At 64.3% G+C, this 19,619-nt stretch carries 17 protein-coding genes; 8 read left to right on the top strand and 9 right to left on the bottom strand.

The window, feature by feature from the left end; genetic code table 11:
* Window positions 1–7 precede the first annotated feature (7 nt).
* A complete protein-coding gene (locus AC5O5R_RS06715) occupies window positions 8–532 on the bottom strand; it encodes a DUF2059 domain-containing protein (RefSeq protein WP_172223471.1) in 525 nt (174 codons plus the stop codon).
* A gap of 154 nt (window positions 533–686) precedes the next feature.
* Between AC5O5R_RS06715 and AC5O5R_RS06710 the strand changes: the two genes are divergently transcribed.
* Complete coding sequence (locus AC5O5R_RS06710; RefSeq protein WP_172223475.1) at window positions 687–2,081, top strand: class II fumarate hydratase; 1,395 nt, start codon at window positions 687–689, stop codon at window positions 2,079–2,081.
* 43 nt (window positions 2,082–2,124) lie between these two features.
* Here the strand turns inward: AC5O5R_RS06710 and AC5O5R_RS06705 are convergent, their stop codons facing one another.
* Complete coding sequence (locus AC5O5R_RS06705; protein ID WP_172223479.1) at window positions 2,125–3,087, bottom strand: DMT family transporter; 963 nt, start codon at window positions 3,085–3,087, stop codon at window positions 2,125–2,127.
* Between the two features lie 351 nt (window positions 3,088–3,438).
* Window positions 3,439–4,932, bottom strand: a complete 1,494-nt coding sequence (gene pap / locus AC5O5R_RS06700; protein WP_172223483.1) for a polyphosphate:AMP phosphotransferase — start codon at window positions 4,930–4,932, stop codon at window positions 3,439–3,441.
* A 136-nt stretch (window positions 4,933–5,068) separates the two neighbouring features.
* Here pap and mnmC point away from each other — a divergent pair, with 136 nt between their 5' ends.
* The 5 genes from mnmC (at window position 5,069) to AC5O5R_RS06675 (ending at window position 12,427) form a co-directional block, all read left to right on the top strand.
* A complete protein-coding gene (mnmC, locus tag AC5O5R_RS06695; RefSeq protein WP_172223487.1) occupies window positions 5,069–7,048 on the top strand; it encodes a bifunctional tRNA (5-methylaminomethyl-2-thiouridine)(34)-methyltransferase MnmC2/FAD-dependent 5-carboxymethylaminomethyl-2-thiouridine(34) oxidoreductase MnmC1 in 1,980 nt (659 codons plus the stop codon).
* Window positions 7,049–7,271: 223 nt separating this feature from the next.
* Complete coding sequence (locus tag AC5O5R_RS06690) at window positions 7,272–9,059, top strand: N-acetylglutaminylglutamine amidotransferase (protein WP_172231180.1); 1,788 nt, start codon at window positions 7,272–7,274, stop codon at window positions 9,057–9,059.
* A gap of 3 nt (window positions 9,060–9,062) precedes the next feature.
* Window positions 9,063–10,808, top strand: a complete 1,746-nt coding sequence (gene ngg / locus AC5O5R_RS06685; RefSeq protein ID WP_172231183.1) for an N-acetylglutaminylglutamine synthetase — start codon at window positions 9,063–9,065, stop codon at window positions 10,806–10,808.
* Window positions 10,809–10,933: 125 nt separating this feature from the next.
* Window positions 10,934–12,118 (top strand): osmoprotectant NAGGN system M42 family peptidase, encoded by a 1,185-nt coding sequence (locus AC5O5R_RS06680; RefSeq protein ID WP_172231186.1) that lies wholly within the window; start codon window positions 10,934–10,936, stop codon window positions 12,116–12,118.
* A gap of 81 nt (window positions 12,119–12,199) precedes the next feature.
* Window positions 12,200–12,427, top strand: a complete 228-nt coding sequence (locus AC5O5R_RS06675) for a YheU family protein (RefSeq protein WP_054900489.1) — start codon at window positions 12,200–12,202, stop codon at window positions 12,425–12,427.
* A gap of 32 nt (window positions 12,428–12,459) precedes the next feature.
* Here the strand turns inward: AC5O5R_RS06675 and csrA are convergent, their stop codons facing one another.
* Entirely contained in the window at window positions 12,460–12,648 is a 189-nt protein-coding gene (gene csrA / locus AC5O5R_RS06670; RefSeq protein WP_172233261.1) for a carbon storage regulator CsrA, read from the bottom strand.
* Window positions 12,649–12,767: 119 nt separating this feature from the next.
* Window positions 12,768–13,577, bottom strand: a complete 810-nt coding sequence (locus tag AC5O5R_RS06665) for an SDR family oxidoreductase (RefSeq protein WP_172233263.1) — start codon at window positions 13,575–13,577, stop codon at window positions 12,768–12,770.
* Window positions 13,578–13,796: 219 nt separating this feature from the next.
* Here AC5O5R_RS06665 and AC5O5R_RS06660 point away from each other — a divergent pair, with 219 nt between their 5' ends.
* Entirely contained in the window at window positions 13,797–13,949 is a 153-nt protein-coding gene (locus AC5O5R_RS06660; RefSeq protein ID WP_013971433.1) for a DUF3309 family protein, read from the top strand.
* A 55-nt stretch (window positions 13,950–14,004) separates the two neighbouring features.
* Here the strand turns inward: AC5O5R_RS06660 and AC5O5R_RS06655 are convergent, their stop codons facing one another.
* The 3 genes from AC5O5R_RS06655 to AC5O5R_RS06645 form a co-directional block, all read right to left on the bottom strand.
* Window positions 14,005–15,669: a cation acetate symporter gene (locus AC5O5R_RS06655; protein WP_172286552.1), complete on the bottom strand. Its 1,665-nt coding sequence runs from the start codon at window positions 15,667–15,669 to the stop codon at window positions 14,005–14,007.
* Entirely contained in the window at window positions 15,666–15,977 is a 312-nt protein-coding gene (locus AC5O5R_RS06650) for a DUF485 domain-containing protein (protein WP_172232781.1), read from the bottom strand. The genes AC5O5R_RS06655 and AC5O5R_RS06650 overlap by 4 nt, the downstream gene beginning before the upstream one ends.
* Before the next feature lie 241 nt (window positions 15,978–16,218).
* A complete protein-coding gene (locus AC5O5R_RS06645) occupies window positions 16,219–17,079 on the bottom strand; it encodes a glycine betaine ABC transporter substrate-binding protein (protein WP_172286553.1) in 861 nt (286 codons plus the stop codon).
* 197 nt (window positions 17,080–17,276) lie between these two features.
* Between AC5O5R_RS06645 and AC5O5R_RS06640 the strand changes: the two genes are divergently transcribed.
* Complete coding sequence (locus AC5O5R_RS06640; protein ID WP_172231644.1) at window positions 17,277–18,842, top strand: glycoside hydrolase family 17 protein; 1,566 nt, start codon at window positions 17,277–17,279, stop codon at window positions 18,840–18,842.
* A gap of 219 nt (window positions 18,843–19,061) precedes the next feature.
* Here AC5O5R_RS06640 and AC5O5R_RS06635 read toward each other — a convergent pair whose 3' ends face one another.
* On the bottom strand, window positions 19,062–19,427 hold the full coding sequence (locus AC5O5R_RS06635; protein WP_172231647.1) for a hypothetical protein: 366 nt from the start codon (window positions 19,425–19,427) through the stop codon (window positions 19,062–19,064).
* Window positions 19,428–19,619 lie beyond the last annotated feature (192 nt).

Raw genomic sequence — 19,619 nt, 5'->3', positions numbered from 1 at the left:
GGCGTTCTCACTTTTTCGCCGGAACGGCGGCCTTGCCTGCGTTCGGGTCCAGTTCCTTGGTCATGTCTTCGAGCAGCTTGTTGACCACAGGTACCGCAGGCTCCAGGCTCTGCTGGGTCAGCTGGGCCGACTGCTGGGTGACCTTGGGCATTTCACGCAGCACTTTCTTGCCCAGCGGCGATTCGTAGAACTTGACCAGGTCCTTGAGCTCCTGCTCGGTGAAGGTCTGGGTGTACAGGTCGACCATCTTCGGCTTCAGCTTGTTCCAGCCGATGGCGTTGTCCAGCGCGGCGTTGGCCTTGGCCTGGTAGCCTTCGAGTACCGGCTGCTTGCTGGCCGGGGCCTTGGTCTGGGCGAAGCGCTGGGCAAACATCTGCTGGACCTGCATGTACACCGGGGTGCCCAGCTTGTCGGCGTTGGCCAGGGTCAGGAATTTCTCGGCAGCAGCGTTGTGGCTGGCGGTGGCAGCGAGCACCTGGCCGCTGGCGCAAGCCAGGGCAACGGCGGCACAAAGGACACGGAGACGGGTCATTGCATTTCCTTCAAAGAGGGGGAGGCAGGTACCTCAGGGTAGAGCATTCTGCGCCGTGGTGGCGATGTGCTCAAGTGGCACGACGAGCGACGGAACCGCTCGGTCGAATCAGGGCCTAAACTGCGATTTCGAACTACACAGGAGTGCGTACAGAATGAGCCGTATCGAGACAGACAGCCTGGGCCCGGTCGAAGTTCCGGAGGACGCCTACTGGGGTGCGCAGACCCAGCGTTCGCTGATCAACTTTGCCATCGGCAAGGAACGCATGCCCCTCGCGGTGCTGCACGCCCTGGCGCTGATCAAGAAAGCCGCGGCGCGTGTCAACGACCGCAATGGCGACCTGCCGGCGGACATCGCCCGGCTGATCGAACAGGCCGCCGACGAGGTGCTGGACGGACAGCACGATGACCAGTTTCCGCTCGTCGTGTGGCAGACCGGCAGCGGCACCCAAAGCAACATGAACGCCAACGAAGTAATCGCCGGGCGCGCCAACGAACTGGCCGGCAAAGGCCGGGGCGGCAAGGCGCCAGTACACCCTAACGATCACGTCAACCGCTCGCAGAGCTCCAATGACTGCTTCCCCACCGCCATGCACATTGCGGCAGCCCAGGCGGTGCATGACAAACTGCTACCTGCAATCGCCGAACTGTCCTCGGGGCTGGCGGAGCTGTCTGCACGCCACCACAAGCTGGTCAAGACCGGTCGCACGCACATGATGGACGCCACGCCGATCACCTTCGGCCAGGAAGTGTCCGCCTTCGTTGCCCAGCTGGACTATGCCCAGCGCGCCATCCGCGCCACCCTGCCAGCGGTGTGCGAGCTGGCCCAGGGCGGCACCGCCGTGGGTACCGGGCTCAACGCCCCGCATGGCTTTGCCGAAGCCATTGCCGCCGAGCTGGCGGCGCTGTCCGGGCTGCCGTTCGTCACCGCGCCAAACAAGTTTGCCGCCCTCGCCGGCCACGAACCGCTGACCAGCCTGGCGGGTGCCCTGAAGACCCTGGCCGTGGCCCTGATGAAAATCGCCAACGACTTGCGCCTGCTCGGCTCCGGCCCGCGCGCCGGGCTTGCCGAGGTACGCCTGCCGGCCAATGAACCAGGCAGCTCGATCATGCCGGGCAAGGTCAACCCTACCCAGTGCGAGGCGCTGTCGATGCTGGCCTGCCAGGTGCTGGGCAATGATGCGGCGATTGGCTTTGCCGCCAGCCAGGGCCACTTGCAGCTGAACGTGTTCAAGCCGGTGATCATCCACAACCTGCTGCAGTCGATCGAATTGCTGGCCGATGGCTGCCGCAACTTCCAGCTGCACTGCGTGGCGGGTATCGAGCCGGATGCCGAGCAGATGGCCGCGCACCTGGAACGGGGGCTGATGCTGGTGACGGCGCTGAACCCGCATATTGGCTATGACAAGGCGGCGGAGATCGCCAAGAAGGCCTACAGCGAGGGCAAGACCCTGCGCGAGGCGGCGTTGGAGCTGAAGTACCTGACCAATGAGCAGTTCGACCAGTGGGTGCGGCCCGAGAACATGCTGGCACCGGGGGGCAAGGGATAAGCTCTTTATTGCCCCGCCCCGGCCCTATCGCCGGGGCAGGCGATCAACGAGCCTGGGCCAGCCGCGCCCGTCTCGAGCGCCAGCTGGCCACCAGCGAGGGCCCCAGCGCCACCAGTGCCGAACCCAGCACCACGGTCACCGCCCCCACATAACCCAGGGCATTGATGTCCTCGGCATGCACATGCTCAGGCCATACCACCGCCGCCAGCGCCACCGCGACAAAGGTCACCAGCGGGGTCAGCGCCAGGGTGGCACTCACCCGCGACGCCTCCCAGTGCGCCAGCGCCTCGGCAAACGCGCCGTAGGCCACCAGGGTATTCAGGCAGCAGGCCAGCAACAGCCAGCCCTGCACCGGCGTCAGCTGCAAGGCTTGCAGCGGGTGCACCCAGGGCGTCAACAGCGCAGCGCAACTGAGGTAGATCACCATCATCACCTGCTGCGAATGCCAGACTGTCAGCAGCTGCTTCTGGCTCAGGGCGTAGAACACCCAGATGCTGGTCGCCAGCAGAATGGTCAGCACACCGGTGGTGTAGGTTCCCAGTGAAGTCAGCAGTTCTTCCAGGCGCTGGTTGAAAAACAGGCCAAAGCCCGCCAGCAGGATCAGCAGGCCCACGCCTTGCCCGAGGCTGAAGCGTTCACGGAACACGAACACGCTGGCCACCAGCAACAGCACCGGGCCAATCTGCACCACCAGCTGCGCGGTGCCCGGGCTGAGCAGGTTGAGGCCGATCAGGTACAGCACGTAGTTGCCCATCAGCCCGAGCACGGCCACCACCACCAGGCCCTTGCCACCGGCCGACAGCTTGCGCAATGACGGCAGCTGGCGCTTGGTCGCCAGCCAGACGAACAGCAGGCCGCCGGAGACCAGCAGGCGATACCAGGTGACCGTCACCGGGTCGACCACTTGTAGCACCTGCTTGAGCTTGATCGGCAAGATGCCCCAGAGCAGCGCGGTCAGAAGTGCCAGGAACAGGCCAAAGCCCCAGCGGCCGGAAGTGGTGTGCATAGCGTCCTCGATCAAGCCCGTGGTGGGGTGGTTGAATTCTACGGGCTTGGAGGGTGGGGGCGGTGGAGAGTGCCGAGAAAAGAATTCATCAGGTCATTCTTCTGGGGCATGGCTGGGCAAGCGTATGTCCTGTGCCGACCCCTTCGCGGCGGTTCGACGCCTCGATGAACCGATCTCATAGAACTGCACATAACTTACTGATTCAGCAGGGACCCTGTGGGAGCGGGCGTGCCCGCGAACACCGGCGCAGCCGGTGCCATGCACCGCGTTGGATTCTTCGCGGGCGCGCCCGCTCCCACAGGGTCCGCGGAGCGCCCAGCATTCACCCGCGAAGAGGCCAGAACAGGCAACCTACTTCTTGTGCTTGGCAAACGCCGCCTCAAGCGCCTGATTGATAGTGCGCAACACCTTCACCCGCGCCCAGCGCTTGTCGTTGGCCTCCACCAGCGTCCACGGTGCGATCTCGCTGCTGGTGCGGTCGACCATGTCGCCGACCGCCTGGGCGTAGTCGTCCCACTTTTCGCGGTTGCGCCAATCATCCTCGGTGATCTTGTAGCGCTTGAACGGGATCTGCTCGCGCTCTTCAAAACGCTCCAGCTGGGTCTGCTGGTCGATCGACAGCCAGAACTTGACCACCACCACGCCCGCATTCACCAACTGCTCTTCAAAATCGTTGATCTCGCTGTAAGCGCGCATCCAGTCCCCCGGGGTGCAAAAACCTTCCACCCGCTCCACCAGCACCCGGCCATACCACGAGCGGTCGAAGATGGTGAACTTGCCGCGCGCCGGAATATGCCGCCAGAACCGCCACAGGTAAGGCTGAGCACGCTCTTCTTCAGTGGGCGCGGCGATCGGCACAATGCGGTACTGGCGCGGGTCCAGCGCTGCCGCCACGCGGCGGATGGCACCGCCCTTGCCGGCCGCATCGTTGCCTTCGAATGCAGCTACCAGGGCATGCCGGCGCATGCGTTTGTCGCGCAGCAGGCCGGCCAGGCGGGCCTGCTCGGTGACCAGTTGTTCCTGGTAGTCTGGCTTGTCCAGGCGCAGGGTCATGTCCAGCGCGCCGAGCAGGCTGCGGTCGTCGATGCTGCGCCCCAGCGGCGCAACGTTGCCCTGGTGCTTGCCCTTCGGGTTGTTGGCCAGCGCTGCCTGCAGGCTTTCGAGCAGAATGCGCCCCACCGCCAGGCTGCGGTAGTTGGGATCGACACCTTCGACGATATGCCACGGTGCATAGTCGCGGCTGGTGCGACGCAGCACGCGCTCGCCAAAACGCACGAAACGGTCATAGGTTTCCGACTGCTGCCAGTCCAGCGGGCTGATCTTCCAGCTGTGCAGCGGGTCGTCCTTGAGCGATTTCAGCCGTGCCTTCATCTGCTTCCTGGACAGGTGGAACCAGAACTTGATGATCAGCGCGCCTTCGTCGCACAGCATCTGCTCCAGGCGCTCGGCGCCGGTGATGGCCTGGTCGAGCACGGCGTCCTTGAACACCCCGTGCACCCGCCCCTGCAGCATCTGGCTGTACCAGTTGCCGAAGAACACCCCCATCCGCCCTTTCGGTGGCAAGGCCCGCCAGTAACGCCAGGCCGGCGGGCGGGCCAGCTCTTCGTCGGTCTGCTGGTCGAAGGTGAGCACATCGATCATGCGCGGGTCCATCCACTCGTTGAGCAGTTTTACCGTCTCACCCTTGCCCGCGCCTTCGATGCCGTTGATCAGTACGATCACCGGGAAGCGCGCCTGCTGCTTGAGTTCGTACTGGGCTTCGAGCAGGGCCTCGCGCAAAGCGGGTACCTCGGCGTCGTAAGCCTCCTTGTCGATGCTGTGGCCGATTTCGGCGGATTCGAACATGCACTGGCTCCTTCAATGGCTAACCAAGACTAGCGGATTTCATTTCTGCCTGTATTGACCTGTTGACGGCCGAAGCCGCTGCCACAGGTGTTGCGGATGGCATAAAATCCGCCCATCCGCTGCAACCGAGCCAACCATGTCCACCCTCCTCCAGCATGCCCAGATCGACTGGGACGACCAAGGCCGCCCCCATTCGCGGCAGTACGACGACGTCTATTTCGCCGTCAACGAAGGCATCGAAGAAACCAAGCACGTGTTCCTTGGCCAGACCCGCCTGGCCGAGCGCTTTGCCAGCCTTGCGCCGCACACCTGCATGGTGATCGGCGAAACCGGTTTTGGTACCGGCATGAACTTTTTCTGCGCCTGGCAGCTGTTCGACGCGCACGCGCACAGCGATGCACGCCTGCACTTCATCAGCGTCGAGAAATACCCCCTCGGCCACGCCGACATGCTCCGTGCCGTACGCCTGTGGCCTGAGCTTGCCGCCTATACAGAGCCACTGCTGGAACAGTACGTGGCCATCCACCCGGGCTTCCAGCAGTTCACCTTCGACAGCGGCCGGGTCACCCTCACCCTGTTGATCGGGGATGTGCTGGAACAGCTGCCGCAACTCGATGCACAGATCGATGTGTGGTTCCTCGACGGCTTTGCGCCGGCCAAGAACCCGGACATGTGGACACCACAGCTGTTCGCGCAACTGGCGCGGCTGTCGCACCCGGCTGGTGCTGCCGAAGCCACAGTGCTGGGCACCTTCACCACCACTGGCTGGGTACGCCGCAGCCTGGTCGAAGCCGGTTTTGCCATGAAAAAGGTGCCCGGCATCGGCAAGAAGTGGGAGGTGATGAGCGGCGCCTACGTCGGCCCCCTGCCCGGCCCCGAAGCGCCCTGGTATGCGCGCCCGCCTGCCGCACCAGGGCCGCGCGAGGCGCTGGTGATCGGTGCCGGCCTGGCCGGTAGCAGCAGCGCCGCCAGCCTGGCCCGGCGTGGCTGGCAGGTGACCGTGCTGGAGCGTCACCAGGGCGCGGCACAAGAGGCCTCAGGCAATCCGCAAGGGGTGCTGTACCTGAAGCTGTCCGCCCATGGCACTGCCTTGTCGCAGATGATCCTGTCCGGTTTCGGTTATACCCGTCGCCAGCTCGAACGCCTGCAGCGGGGCCGTGACTGGGATGCCTGCGGGGTGCTGCAGCTGGCTTTCGACAGCAAGGAAGCCGAGCGCCAGGGCAAATTGGCTGCTGCCTTCGACCGCGACTTGCTGCAGCCACTGCAGCGCGCCGAGGCTGAGGCCCTCGCCGGTGTCACCTTGCCGGCGGGTGGGCTGTTCTACCCCGAAGGCGGCTGGGTACACCCGCCTGCACTTTGCCAGCAGCAGCTGCAGCACCCGGGCATTCGCCTGCTGACGCACCATGAGGTGCTGGAACTGCGCAAGGTTGACCAGCAGTGGCAGGCCTGGGCTGGCAATCGCCTGCTGGCCAGCGCACCGGTGGTGATCCTGGCCGGTGCGGCCGAAGTACGCCGGTTCGAGCCTTGCGCGCAGCTGCCGCTCAAGCGCATCCGTGGGCAGATAACCCGCCTTGCCGCCACCGCCAGCAGCCGGGCGCTGCGCACGGTGGTGTGTGCGGAGGGCTACGTGGCACCGCCGCGCGAAGATGAACATACCCTGGGCGCGAGCTTTGATTTCCACAACGAGGACCTGACGCCGACGGTTGCCGAGCACCAGGGCAACCTGGCGTTGCTGAATGAGATTTCACCCGACCTGGCCCAGCGCCTCGGCGCGGCGGAGCTGGACCCTGAGCAGTTGCAGGGCCGTGCGGCGTTTCGTTGCACCAGCCCGGATTACCTGCCGCTCGTCGGGCCGGTGGCCGACGCGCAGGCATTTGCCCAGGCCTATGCGGTGCTGGGGCGGGATGCACGCCAGGTGCCGGATGTGGCTTGCCCTTGGCTGGGTGGGTTGTATGTGAACAGCGGGCACGGGTCGCGTGGGTTGATTACCGCGCCGCTGAGCGGTGAGCTGCTGGCGGCCTGGGTGTGCGGGGAACCACTGCCGTTGCCGCGGGGGGTGGCGGAAGGTTGTCATCCGAACCGGTTTGGGGTGCGGCGATTGGTTCGGGGAAAGTGATTGCCTTGGGGCGCATGCCGTTGAATTCATGGCGCCTGCGAATCGAGCGCCGCCCGCGCGGCGCTGGATTTATCGCCACGCCACAAAAACCAGGGCGGACAACCAAAAACTGAAAACCCTTATAACAGATCGTTCTAAAACTCCTGCAAACCACCCTGGTCAGTTCCTTAAGGTGCCCTAATCCGGGGCATCACCTCCCCAACGGAAAAACCGGTAAGGACTTATGTGCGGATTAGCAGGAGAGTTACGTTTCACCCCCATCGACCAAGCCCCTCGCCCAGCCGACCTGGCTGCGGTAGAGCGCATGACCCATCACCTGGCCCCGCGTGGCCCGGATGCCTGGGGCTTCCATAGCCAAGGCCCGATCGCCCTTGGCCATCGGCGCCTGAAAATCATGGACCTGTCCGACGGCTCGGCGCAGCCAATGGTCGACAACACCCTTGGCCTGTCACTGGCCTTCAACGGCGCCATCTACAACTTCCCCGAGCTGCGCCAGGAACTGCAAGACCTGGGCTACAGCTTCTGGTCCGACGGCGACACCGAGGTGCTGCTCAAGGGCTACCATGCCTGGGGCGCGGCCTTGCTGCCCAAGCTCAACGGCATGTTCGCCCTGGCCATCTGGGAACGCGACAACCAGCGCCTGTTCCTGGCCCGCGACCGCCTGGGCGTCAAACCCCTGTACCTGTCGCGCAATGGCGAGCGCCTGCGCTTTGCATCGACCCTGCCAGCGCTGCTCAAAGGTGGCGACATCGACCCGATGCTCGACCCGGTGGCGCTCAACCACTACCTGAACTTCCATGCCGTGGTACCGGCACCGCGTACCCTGCTGGCCAACGTGCAGAAGCTGGAACCGGGCACCTGGATGCGCATCGACCGCCATGGCGAAGTCGAACGCCAGACCTGGTGGACGCTGCATTACGGCCCCCACCCGGACGAGCGTGAACTGGACCTTGAAGGCTGGACCACCCGGGTACTCGATGCCACCCGCGATGCCGTAGCCATTCGGCAGCGGGCCGCCGTGGACGTAGGCGTACTGCTGTCCGGCGGGGTCGATTCCAGCTTGCTGGTCGGCCTGCTGCGCGAAGTGGGCGTGGACGACCTGTCGACCTTCTCCATCGGCTTCGAGGACGCCGGCGGCGAGCGCGGCAACGAGTTCGAGTATTCCGACCTGATCGCCAGGCATTACGGCACCCGCCATCACCAGTTGCGCATCGCCGAGCACGAGATCATCGACCAGCTGCCAGCGGCCTTCCGCGCCATGAGCGAGCCGATGGTCAGCCACGACTGCATCGCCTTCTACCTGCTGTCGCGGGAAGTGGCCAAGCACTGCAAGGGCGTGCAGAGCGGCCAGGGCGCCGACGAGCTGTTTGCCGGCTACCACTGGTACCCGCAGGTGGACGGCGCCGAGGATGCGTTCGGGGCCTACCGCGACGCCTTCTTCGACCGCAGCCACGCCGAATACCGCGACACCGTACAGGCGCCTTGGCTGCTGGAAACCGACGCAGCCGGCGACTTCGTGCGCGAACATTTCGCCCGCCCCGGCGCAGCGGATGCCGTGGACAAGGCCCTGCGCCTGGACAGCACGGTGATGCTGGTGGAAGACCCGGTCAAACGGGTGGACAACATGACCATGGCCTGGGGCCTGGAGGCACGCACGCCGTTCCTCGACTACCGCCTGGTAGAGCTGTCGGCGCGTATTCCAGCGCGTTTCAAGCTGCCTGACGGCGGCAAGCAGGTGCTCAAGCAAGCGGCCCGTCGGGTGATCCCGCATGAAGTGATCGACCGCAAGAAGGGCTACTTCCCGGTGCCAGGCCTGAAGCACCTGGAAGGTGCGACCCTGGGCTGGGTGCGCGAGCTGCTGACCGACCCCAGCCAGGACCGCGGTTTGTTCAACCCGGCCATGCTCGACCGCTTGCTGAGCAACCCGCACGGCCAGCTGACGCCGCTGCGTGGCTCCAAATTGTGGCAGCTGGCTGCGCTGAACCTGTGGCTGAGCGAACAAGGAATCTGACCGATGAAAGCCCACGAAATCGCTTACGGTCAGCGCCTGCTGCGCGGCCAGGCGCCGTCCTACGAGCGCCTGCAGGCGCGCCTGGCCGGCGACGGCAGCCAGCCCCACGACCAGCCGCGTGCCGTGCACTGCGGCTGGGGCCGGTTGCTGATTGGCCACACCTACCCGGACCCGAACAGCCTGGCCGACGAACTGCTGGACGAGCGCCCGGGCGAGCGCGATATCGCCTTGTACGTGGCAGCACCGCAGCAGGTGCTGGCGCAAGCGCCGCAACAGCTGTTCCTCGACCCGTCCGACACCCTGCGCCTGTGGTTCACCGACTATCGCCCGGCGCAGCGTGTTTTTCGCGGTTTTCGTGTACGCCGGGCGCAGAACCCCGCCGACTGGCAAGCCATCAACACCTTGTATCAGGCCCGCGGCATGTTGCCGGTCGATGCCGATCGGCTGACGCCTCGGCACCTCGGCGGCCCGGTGTACTGGCTGGCGGAGGACGAAGACAGCGGCGCGGTAATCGGCAGCGTCATGGGCCTCAACCACAGCAAGGCGTTCGATGACCCCGAGCACGGCAGCAGCCTGTGGTGCCTGGCCGTGGACCCGCACTGCACCCGTCCCGGGGTGGGTGAAGTGCTGGTGCGCCACTTGATCGAACACTTCATGAGCCGTGGCCTGGCCTACCTGGACCTGTCGGTGCTGCACGACAACCGCCAGGCCAAGCGCCTGTACCAGAAGCTGGGCTTTCGCAACCTGCCCACCTTCGCGGTCAAGCGCAAGAACGGCATCAACGAACCCCTGTTCCTGGGCCCCGGCCCGCAGGCCGACCTGAACCCGTATGCGCGCATCATCGTTGACGAAGCGTTGCGCCGAGGTATCGAAGTGCAGGTGGACGATGCCGCAGGCGGGCTGTTCACCCTGAGCCTGGGCGGGCGCCGCATTCGCTGCCGTGAATCGCTAAGCGACCTGACCAGCGCCGTGACCATGACCCTGTGCCAGGACAAGCGCCTGACCCAGCATGCGCTGCACAACGCCGGGCTGCAGGTGCCCGCGCAACAACTGGCCGGCAACGCCGACGACAACCTGGCATTTCTCGACGAGCATGGCGCGGTGGTGGTCAAACCGGTGGATGGCGAGCAAGGCCAGGGCGTTGCCGTGAACCTGACCTGTATCGACGATATCACCCGCGCTGTGGCCCACGCCCGCCAGTTCGACAGCCGCGTGCTGCTGGAGAGCTTCCATGCCGGGCATGACCTGCGCATCGTGGTGATCGGCTATGAAGTGGTGGCCGCCGCCATCCGCCACCCGGCGCAAGTGCTGGGCGATGGCAAGCACAGCGTGCGCCAGTTGATCGAAGCCCAGAGCCGTCGGCGCCAGGCTGCTACGGCAGGCGAGAGCCGGATCCCGCTGGACGACGAGACCGAACGCACGTTGCACGCTGCGGGTTTTGGCTATGACGACGTGTTGCCCGCCGGCCAGCGCCTGGCGGTACGGCGCACTGCCAACCTGCACACCGGTGGCACCCTGGAAGACGTGACCGCACGCCTGCACCCGGTGCTGGCCGACGCCGCCGTGCGCGCTGCACGGGCACTGGAAATTCCGGTGGTGGGGCTGGACTTCATGGTCCGCGACGCCGAGCAGGCCGAGTACGTGATCATCGAGGCCAATGAACGCGCCGGGTTGGCCAACCATGAACCGCAGCCAACGGCCGAGCGTTTTATCGACCTGCTGTTTCCGCATAGCCGGCCTTTGGCGTAAACCAGTCCCGGCCTCTTCGCGGCGGTTCGACGCCTCGATGAACCCGCTCCCACAGGGATATCACCGACCCTGGGGGCGCGCCTTACCCGCGAAGAGGCCGGCACAGGAGTAGAGGAGCACCCAACATGTCCGAACGACACCCCGAACCCGATCTCGACTACCTCAAGCGCGTACTCCTGGAGATGCTCGCCATCCCCAGCCCCACGGGCTTTACCGACACAATCGTGCGCTACGTGGCCGAGCGCCTCGACGAGCTGGGCATCCCCTTCGAGCTGACCCGCCGTGGCACCATCCGCGCCACCCTCAAGGGCCGGCAAACATCGCCCGACCGCGCTGTATCCGCCCACCTGGACACCATTGGCGCCAGCGTGCGCCAGTTGCAGGACAACGGCCGCCTGGCCCTGGCACCGGTCGGCTGCTGGTCCAGCCGCTTCGCCGAGGGCAGCCGGGTCAGTGTATTCACCGACACCGGCGTATTCCGTGGCAGCGTGCTGCCGCTGATGGCCAGCGGGCATGCCTTCAACACCGCCATCGACCAGATGCCGATCAGCTGGGACCACGTCGAGGTACGCCTGGACGCCTATTGCGCCACCCGCGCCGACTGCGAGGCGCTGGGCGTGAGCATTGGTGACTTCGTCGCCTTCGACCCGCTGCCCGAGTTCACAGAAAGCGGCCATATCAGTGCCCGCCACCTGGACGACAAGGCTGGCGTGGCAGCGTTGCTGGCGGCATTGAAGGCGGTTGTTGAAAGCGGTCGCCAGCCGCTGATCGACTGCCACCCGCTGTTCACCATCACCGAGGAGACCGGCTCAGGTGCAGCCGGCGCCCTGCCCTGGGACGTCAGCGAGTTCGTCGGTATCGACATCGCCCCGGTGGCGCCCGGGCAGGCCTCCAGCGAGCATGCGGTGAGCGTGGCCATGCAGGACTCGTCGGGGCCTTACGACTACCACCTGTCCCGGCACCTGTTGAAACTGGCCGGCGACCACGACCTGCCGGTGCGGCGCGACCTGTTCCGCTATTACTTCAGCGATGCCCATTCGGCGGTGACCGCGGGGCATGATATTCGTACCGCCTTGGTGGCGTTCGGCTGCGATGCCACCCATGGCTATGAGCGCACACATATCGACAGCCTGGCGGCGCTTAGCCGGCTGCTGTCGGCGTACCTGCTGAGCCCGCCGGTGTTTGCCAGTGATTCACAGCCGGCCAACGCGTCGCTGGAGCGCTTCAGCCATCAGCTGGAGCATGATGCTCAGATGGAAAGCGATACGCGGGTGCCGGCGGTGGATAGCCTGGTAGGTAATAAAGGCTGATGGCCTAGGGGCTGCAATGCGGCCCCAAACCATCAGATGTTTCGCGTAGCATGCCTACACCACTTCCAGACAAGTCACACCATGCTGATCCCCTACGAACAACTGCAAGCCGAAACCCTTACCCGCCTGATCGAGGACTTCGTCACCCGCGACGGCACCGACAACGGCGACGACACCCCGCTGGAAACCCGCGTGCTGCGGGTTCGTCAGGCATTGGCCAAGGGCCAGGCGTTCATCCTGTTCGACCTGGAAAGCCAGCAGTGCCAGCTGCTTGCCAAGCATGATGTGCCGCGCGAGCTGCTCGACTGACAGCACGGGTGTCCAAGCGGGTACAGGCGACATCAGGCCCTTCGGGTCTTGCACTTTTCGCCTTCCTTGATGCGCTTGTACACCTCGGCCCGATGCACCTGCACCTCGCGCGGGGCATCGATCCCCAAGCGCACCACGCCATCCCGCGTCTCCACCACCATGATGCGGATGTCATCACCAATCACGATGATCTCGCCTACTTCACGCCCTATTACCAGCATGTTCCGATCCTCCTGCAAAGGGAAAACCGGAGCCTGCCTCGTAAGCATTTGGCTACTCAATAGCTCTACTGCGAATCAGAAGCGCCCTACATTTGCGGGTAAATTGCCCTACAGACAGGTCAGCGCGATTGGGCTTTCGAGCGCATTTTTACCGCCATTTCGGCCATCTCTTCGTACAGCCGCTCGGGGGCCTCGCGCTTCAACTGCCACGCCTGGCGCCCGGCCTCGTGCGGCAGTATGAGGAACTCGCCGGCGGCGACCTGTCGGTGGATATACTCGGCAATATCGGCAGCACTGATCGGCGAACCTTCCAGCAGCTTGCCCACCTGCGCCTTCATGGCTGGGTTCGGCCCGCGGAACGAGTCCAGCAGGTTGGTCTGGAAGAACGACGGGCACACCACATGCACGGCCACCTCCAGCTGCTGCAACTCGACCAGCAGGCTCTCCGACAGCGCCAGCACGCCCGCCTTGGCCACGTTGTAGTTGCTCATGCCGGGGCCCTGCATCAGCGCGGCCATCGAGGCGATGTTGATGATGCGCCCCTTGCTGCGCTCCAGCAGCGGCAGGAAGGCCTTGCAGCCTTTGACCACGCCCATCAGGTTGACCGCGATCTGCCAGTCCCAGTCTTCCAGCGACAGTTCGGCAAAGAACCCGCCCGAGGCGACCCCGGCGTTGTTGACGATCACATCGATGCCGCCGAACTTCTCGTCGCAGGCCTGGGCCAGGGCAGTCAGCTGGCTGTAGTCGCGCACGTCGCAGCGCTGCACAAAGCCTTCGCCACCGAGCGCGCGAACCTGTTCCAGGGTTTCGCCCAGGCCGGCGTCGTTGACATCGGCCAACGCCAGGCGCCAGCCCTCACGTGCCCAGCGCAGGGCGATCTCGCGACCGAGGCCGGACCCGGCGCCGGTGATCATGATGCGGTTTTGCATGGTGGCTAGCCTTGTTCTGATGAGCAATGGAGGCAGTCTAAACAAGGGCCGGGGGGTCAGCAGGGTTAATCAGGGTAGTGAATGGGGGAGCATGACTGTGCTGCTAAGAGGCCGGTGTCGGCGCACATCAATGGAATCTTTCACAAGCGGCAACAGTCCGAACTTACAAGAGGCCAGCAGTCCGAGGCCCTTGACCCTCAACCACGCAAGGACTCCGTCATGACCACGATTCTCATCATCATCCTGATCCTGCTGCTGATTGGTGGCTTACCAGTCTTCCCGCACTCGCGCAGCTGGGGCTATGGCCCGTCCGGCATCATTGGCGTAGTGCTGGTGGTCCTGCTGGTGTTGTTGTTATTAGGCATGATCTAGCCCTGAACCAATAAAAAAACCGCGCCTGAGCGCGGTTTTTTTATTGCCCGGCGAATCAGTGCGAAACAGCCCCCGAAGCGCCCAGGCCAGTCTGCGACCGCACGAATTGCGGGTAGAACAGCGCCCGTTCGTCATCAGCCGCCTTGGACTTGTCGGTGACCGAGAAGAACCAGATGCTGGCGAAGGCGATGGCCATCGAGAACAGCGCCGGGTACTCGTACGGGTAGATCGGCTTTTCATGGCCGAGGATCTGTACCCAGATAGTAGGCCCGAGAATCATCAGGGTCACCGCGCTTACCAGGCCCAGCCAGCCGCCGATCATCGCGCCGCGGGTGGTCAGCTTCTTCCAGTACATCGAAAGCAGCAGCACCGGGAAGTTGCAGCTGGCAGCAATCGAGAATGCCAGGCCGACCATGAAGGCGATGTTCTGCTTCTCGAACAGGATACCCAGGCCGATCGCCAGCACGCCCAGGGCGATGGTGGTGATCTTCGAGACGCGGATCTCATCCTTGTCGTTGGCCTTGCCCTTGCGCCAGACGCTGGCATACAGGTCGTGGGACACCGCCGAGGCGCCTGCCAGGGTCAGGCCGGCAACCACCGCCAGGATGGTGGCGAAGGCCACGGCCGAGATGAAGCCGAGGAACACGCTGCCACCCACCGCGTTGGCCAGGTGCACCGCTGCCATGTTGTTGCCACCCAGCAGGGCGCCGGCGGCGTCCTTGAAGTCCGGGTTGGTGCTGACCAGCAGGATTGCGCCAAAGCCGATGATGAAGGTAAGGATGTAGAAGTAGCCGATGAAGCCGGTGGCATACAGCACGCTCTTGCGGGCTTCCTTGGCGTCACTGACGGTGAAGAAGCGCATCAGGATGTGTGGCAGGCCGGCGGTACCGAACATCAGCGCCAGGCCCAGCGAGAAGGCCGAGATCGGGTCCTTGACCAGGCCGCCTGGGCTCATGATCGCTTCACCCTTGGCATGCACCTTGATCGCTTCGGAGAACAGGGTGTTGAAGTCGAAGTTCACGTGTTTCATCACCATCAGCGCCATGAAGCTGGCACCGGACAGCAACAGCACGGCCTTGATGATCTGTACCCAGGTGGTGGCCAGCATGCCGCCAAACAGCACGTACAGGCACATCAGGATACCCACCAGGATCACCGCCACGTGGTAGTCCAGGCCGAACAGCAGCTCGATCAGCTTGCCGGCACCCACCATCTGCGCGATCAGGTAGAACGCCACCACCACCAGCGAACCGGAGGCCGACAGGGTACGGATCTCCTTTTGCCCGAGGCGGTAAGAGGCGACGTCGGCAAAGGTGTACTTGCCCAGGTTGCGCAGGCGTTCGGCGATCAGGAACAGGATGATCGGCCAGCCGACCAGGAAGCCGATGGAGTAGATCAGGCCGTCGTAGCCAGAGGTGAACACCAACGCGGAAATGCCCAGGAACGAGGCGGCCGACATGTAGTCGCCGGCAATCGCCAGGCCGTTCTGGAAACCGGTGATCTTGCCGCCGGCGGCATAGTAGTCAGCGGCAGACTTGTTGCGTTTGGAGGCCCAGTAGGTGATGCCAAGGGTGAAGGCGACAAAGGCCACGAACATGGCGATCGCCGAAACGTTCAGCGGTTGTTTCTGCACCTCGCCGGTCAGGGCATCGGCGGCCCACACGGCGGGTGCGAAGGCTCCGCAGGCCAGTACGGCCAAGGTTTTGGCATGGCGGATCATTGTTGCGCCTCCTTCAGGATGGCCTTGTTCAGCTCATCGAACTCGCCGTTGGCGCGGCGCACGTAGATGGCGGTCAGGACGAATGCCGAAATGATCAGGCCAACACCCAGGGGGATACCCCAGGTAATCGACGACTCAGGGCTGAGCTTGGCGCCCAGGATATGAGGACCGTAGGCAATCAGGAGGATGAAGGCGCAGTACAGGCCGAGCATGATCGCCGAGAGGATCCAGGCGAACCGTTCGCGTTTGGTGACCAGCTCCTTGAAGCGGGGGCTGTTTTGTATCGAGAGGTAAATGCTGTCGTTCATTGTTTTTGTCCTAGCAGCACAGATAGGGGATGAAACCCACACCCTTACTTTATGCGGCTGCTGGACGCCAACCAGACGACCTTAGTCTTAGATGCAACGGTGTTTTACCAATTGCGTAACAAACTGACGGCCCTTTCGCGGGCATGCCCGCTCCCACAGGGGTATCACGAGGCCTGAGGACAGTGATATCCGTGTGGGAGCGGGCGAGCCCGCGAAGAAGCAAACTGGCCCTTGCAGGTAGTTACTTGCCAGTCCACTCCTTGACGCGATCAGGGTGCTTGGCCACCCAGTCCTTGGCCGCCGCTTCAGGCTTGGCGCCTTCCTGAATCGCCAGCATCACTTCGCCAATCTCGTCTTTCGACTGCCAGTTGAATTTCTTCAGGAACTCCGCCACTTCCGGCGCCTTGGTCGCCAGTTCCTTGCTGCCGATGCTGTTCACGGTTTCGGCCGCGCCATACACGCCTTTCGGGTCTTCGAGGAACTTCAGCTTCCACTTGGCAAACATCCAGTGCGGCACCCAACCGGTCACCGCGATCGACTGCTGCTTGGCATAGGCACGTCCCAGCTCTGCAGTCATCGCCGCGCCAGAGCTGGCCTGCAGCTTGTAACCGGTCAGGTCGTAGTCCTTGATGGCCTGGTCGGTCTTGAGCATGACCCCGGAGCCGGCGTCGATGCCGACGATCTTCTGCTTGAAGCTGTTGTCGGTCTTGAGGTCGGCGATGCTCACCGCCTTGACGTACTCGGGGACGATCAAGCCGATCTTGGCGTCCTTGAAGTTGGGGCCGTAGTCGACCACGTTGTCCTTGTTCTTGGTCCAGTACTCGCCGTGAGTCACCGGCAACCAGGCCGACAACATGGCATCGAGCTTGCCGGTCGCCACGCCCTGCCACATGATGCCCGTGGCCACGGCCTGCAGCTTCACGTCGTAGCCGAGCTTCTGCTTGATCACTTCGGCGGCCACGTTGGTGGTCGCCACGCTGTCGGCCCAACCATCCACGTAACCGATGCTTACTTCCTTGGCCATTGCCTGTGCACCGCTCATGGCCAATACCAGGGCGGTTCCCACGCCCAGGACACGTCGCATTCTTCTCAAAGCTGCCATCAAAGCATCCCCTCGTCAGGTCTTGGAGATTGCATCATCTGCCTGTCACACCAGTCGACCTGATCCGCCTGCGACCTGTACCCGCCTCATATGCGACAGCACTGTGCCATTAGCGCCATCTGCCTACACCGACCTGCGCGATCCTTGCATGCCAAAGTCTTGGCGCCGGGCTACTATCTACCCTTTTGTGCCTGACGATGGACCGCCCGATGCCCCGTTCTGCTCGCCTGCTGCTGCCGTTGTACCTGCTTGCCTGCCTGCTGGCCCTGCTTGGCCTCGCAGGCCTCTGGTACGGGCTTGGCAAGCCGGTGCACCTGGCCGATGCGGCCAGCCCCACGCACAAGTTGCAATGCGCTTCGTACACACCGTTCGACAAGGACCAGTCGCCCTACGACCAGCCGTTTCACCTGCGCCCGGAGCGGATGGATGCCGACCTGGCGTTGCTGGCTGAACGGTTCCAGTGCATCCGTACCTATTCGCAAACCGGCCTCGAAGCGCTCCCGGCGCTGGCGCGCAAGCATGGCCTGAAGGTGATGCTCGGGGCCTGGGTCAATGCCCACGCGGCGGACACGGCCAAGGAAATCGACCTGCTGATCGCCGCTGCCAACGCCAACCCCGACGTGGTCACTGCCGTGATCGTCGGCAACGAGACGCTGCTGCGCAAGGAAGTTACCGGCGCTCACCTAGCCAAGCTGATCGCCAAGGTGAAAAGCCAGGTGCAGGTACCGGTTACCTATGCCGATGTGTGGGAGTTCTGGCTGCAGCATCCGCAGGTGGCACCTGCGGTCGACTTCCTCACGATCCACCTGCTGCCTTACTGGGAAGACGACCCACGCGGCATCGACGATGCCCTGGCCCACGTGGCCGATGTGCGCCGGGTGTTCGGCACGCGCTTCGCGCCCAAGGATATCGTGATCGGCGAAACTGGCTGGCCCAGCGAAGGCCGGCAGCGCGAAACCGCAGTGCCCAGCCGGGTCAACGAAGCGCGCTTCATTCGCGGCTTCGTTGCGATGGCGGAAAGCAACGGCTGGCATTACAACCTGATCGAGGCCTTCGACCAGCCCTGGAAGCGTGCCAACGAGGGCGCGGTGGGCGGTTATTGGGGGCTGTACGATGCCAACCGGCAGGACAAGGGCGTGCTCGAAGGGCCGGTCAGCAACCTGCCCTACTGGCCGCAATGGTTGCTGGCCAGTGCGCTGCTGATGGCGGCCATGCTGCTACTCGCCGGGCGCCCCGCCACAGTGCAGGCTGCCGTGCTGCTGCCGCTGCTGGCCGCGTTTGGTGCGGGCTGCCTGGGATTATGGGGCGAGTTGATGCGCACCCATGCGCGGTTTGCCGGGGAATGGCTGTGGGCGGTAGTGCTGGCGGGGCTGAACCTGCTGGTGCTGGCCCATGGGGTGCTTGCCTTGGCACAGCGGACGGGCTGGCGCGAGCGTCTGTACGCCTGGCTGCAGGCGCAGGCCGGCTGGTTGCTGCTGGCGGCGGGTTTTGCGGCGGCGGTGAGCATGCTGGCGATGGTGTTCGACCCGCGCTACCGCAGCTTCCCCAGCGCGGCGCTGGCGTTACCGGCAGTGGTCTACGTGCTGCGGCCGGTGCGCGCGCGACGGGCGGAGGTGGCGTTGCTGGCGTTCATCGTCGGTGCTGGGGTGGCGCCGCAGTTGTTCGTTGAAGGGCTGGAGAACCAGCAGGCCTGGGCCTGGGCACTGGTGAGTGTGCTGATGACGGCAGCCTTGTGGCGCAGCCTGCGGTTGCGCCACGCCTGATTACCAGGCTGGGTTCTGGGCAAACACGGCGCCTGGTGGGAGCGGGTTCACCCGCGAATGCGGTGGCGGAGACAACGGTGAATGCCCAAGGATAGTGGCCGGCAGGTCCGGCCTCTTCGCGGGTAAATCGGATCGCCGCACCGCCGCTCCCACAGGGATCACGCACGCTTTTTAAATCTTGCGCAAGACAGTTGCGCCCACAGTCGTAGTTGCAGCAGCTTAGCGAGAGGGCTGCCTGACCAACCGCAACCCCGCCAGTACCAGCGCAAACACGGCAATGCTGGCGGTATACAGCACCAGCGCCGGCACCGCGAACACCAGGGCCAGCACCGCCAACCACCAACCGGCGCGGCCGGCGACCACCTGCGCCAGCAGCGCCAGCCCCAGCCCGCCCCAGGCCATCACCTGGTGATGGATGCCCAACCCCAGCAACGAACGCACCTCGCACTGCCAGTACATCGCTGGCGCGGTGCACAGCCCCACCCACTGGCCGTCCTCCATCAGCCCGTAGCGCACGCCATAACTGGCCGCGAGCCACAGCCCCAGAAACAGCACGAGCAATGCAGCGGGCAGCGAACGAGACATCCTGTTTTTTCCCATAGCGGTAATCGAAAGTATCCATGATCACTCAAGCCCGGTTCTAAGGCAAAATCATGGCTCTGCAGCTATGTTGCAGATAACAAGCACACCAAAGGCAGGCGCACCTGGCAACTTTGCCCGGTAGGATGTGGTCCTAGCCTGCACACTGCTCGACCTTGCGTTCTTTTGGGGGAATAC

The sequence above is a fragment of the Pseudomonas sp. 8_5_2 genome (genome assembly GCF_059295255.1).
This window is presented reverse-complemented; position numbering and strand designations above follow the sequence as displayed.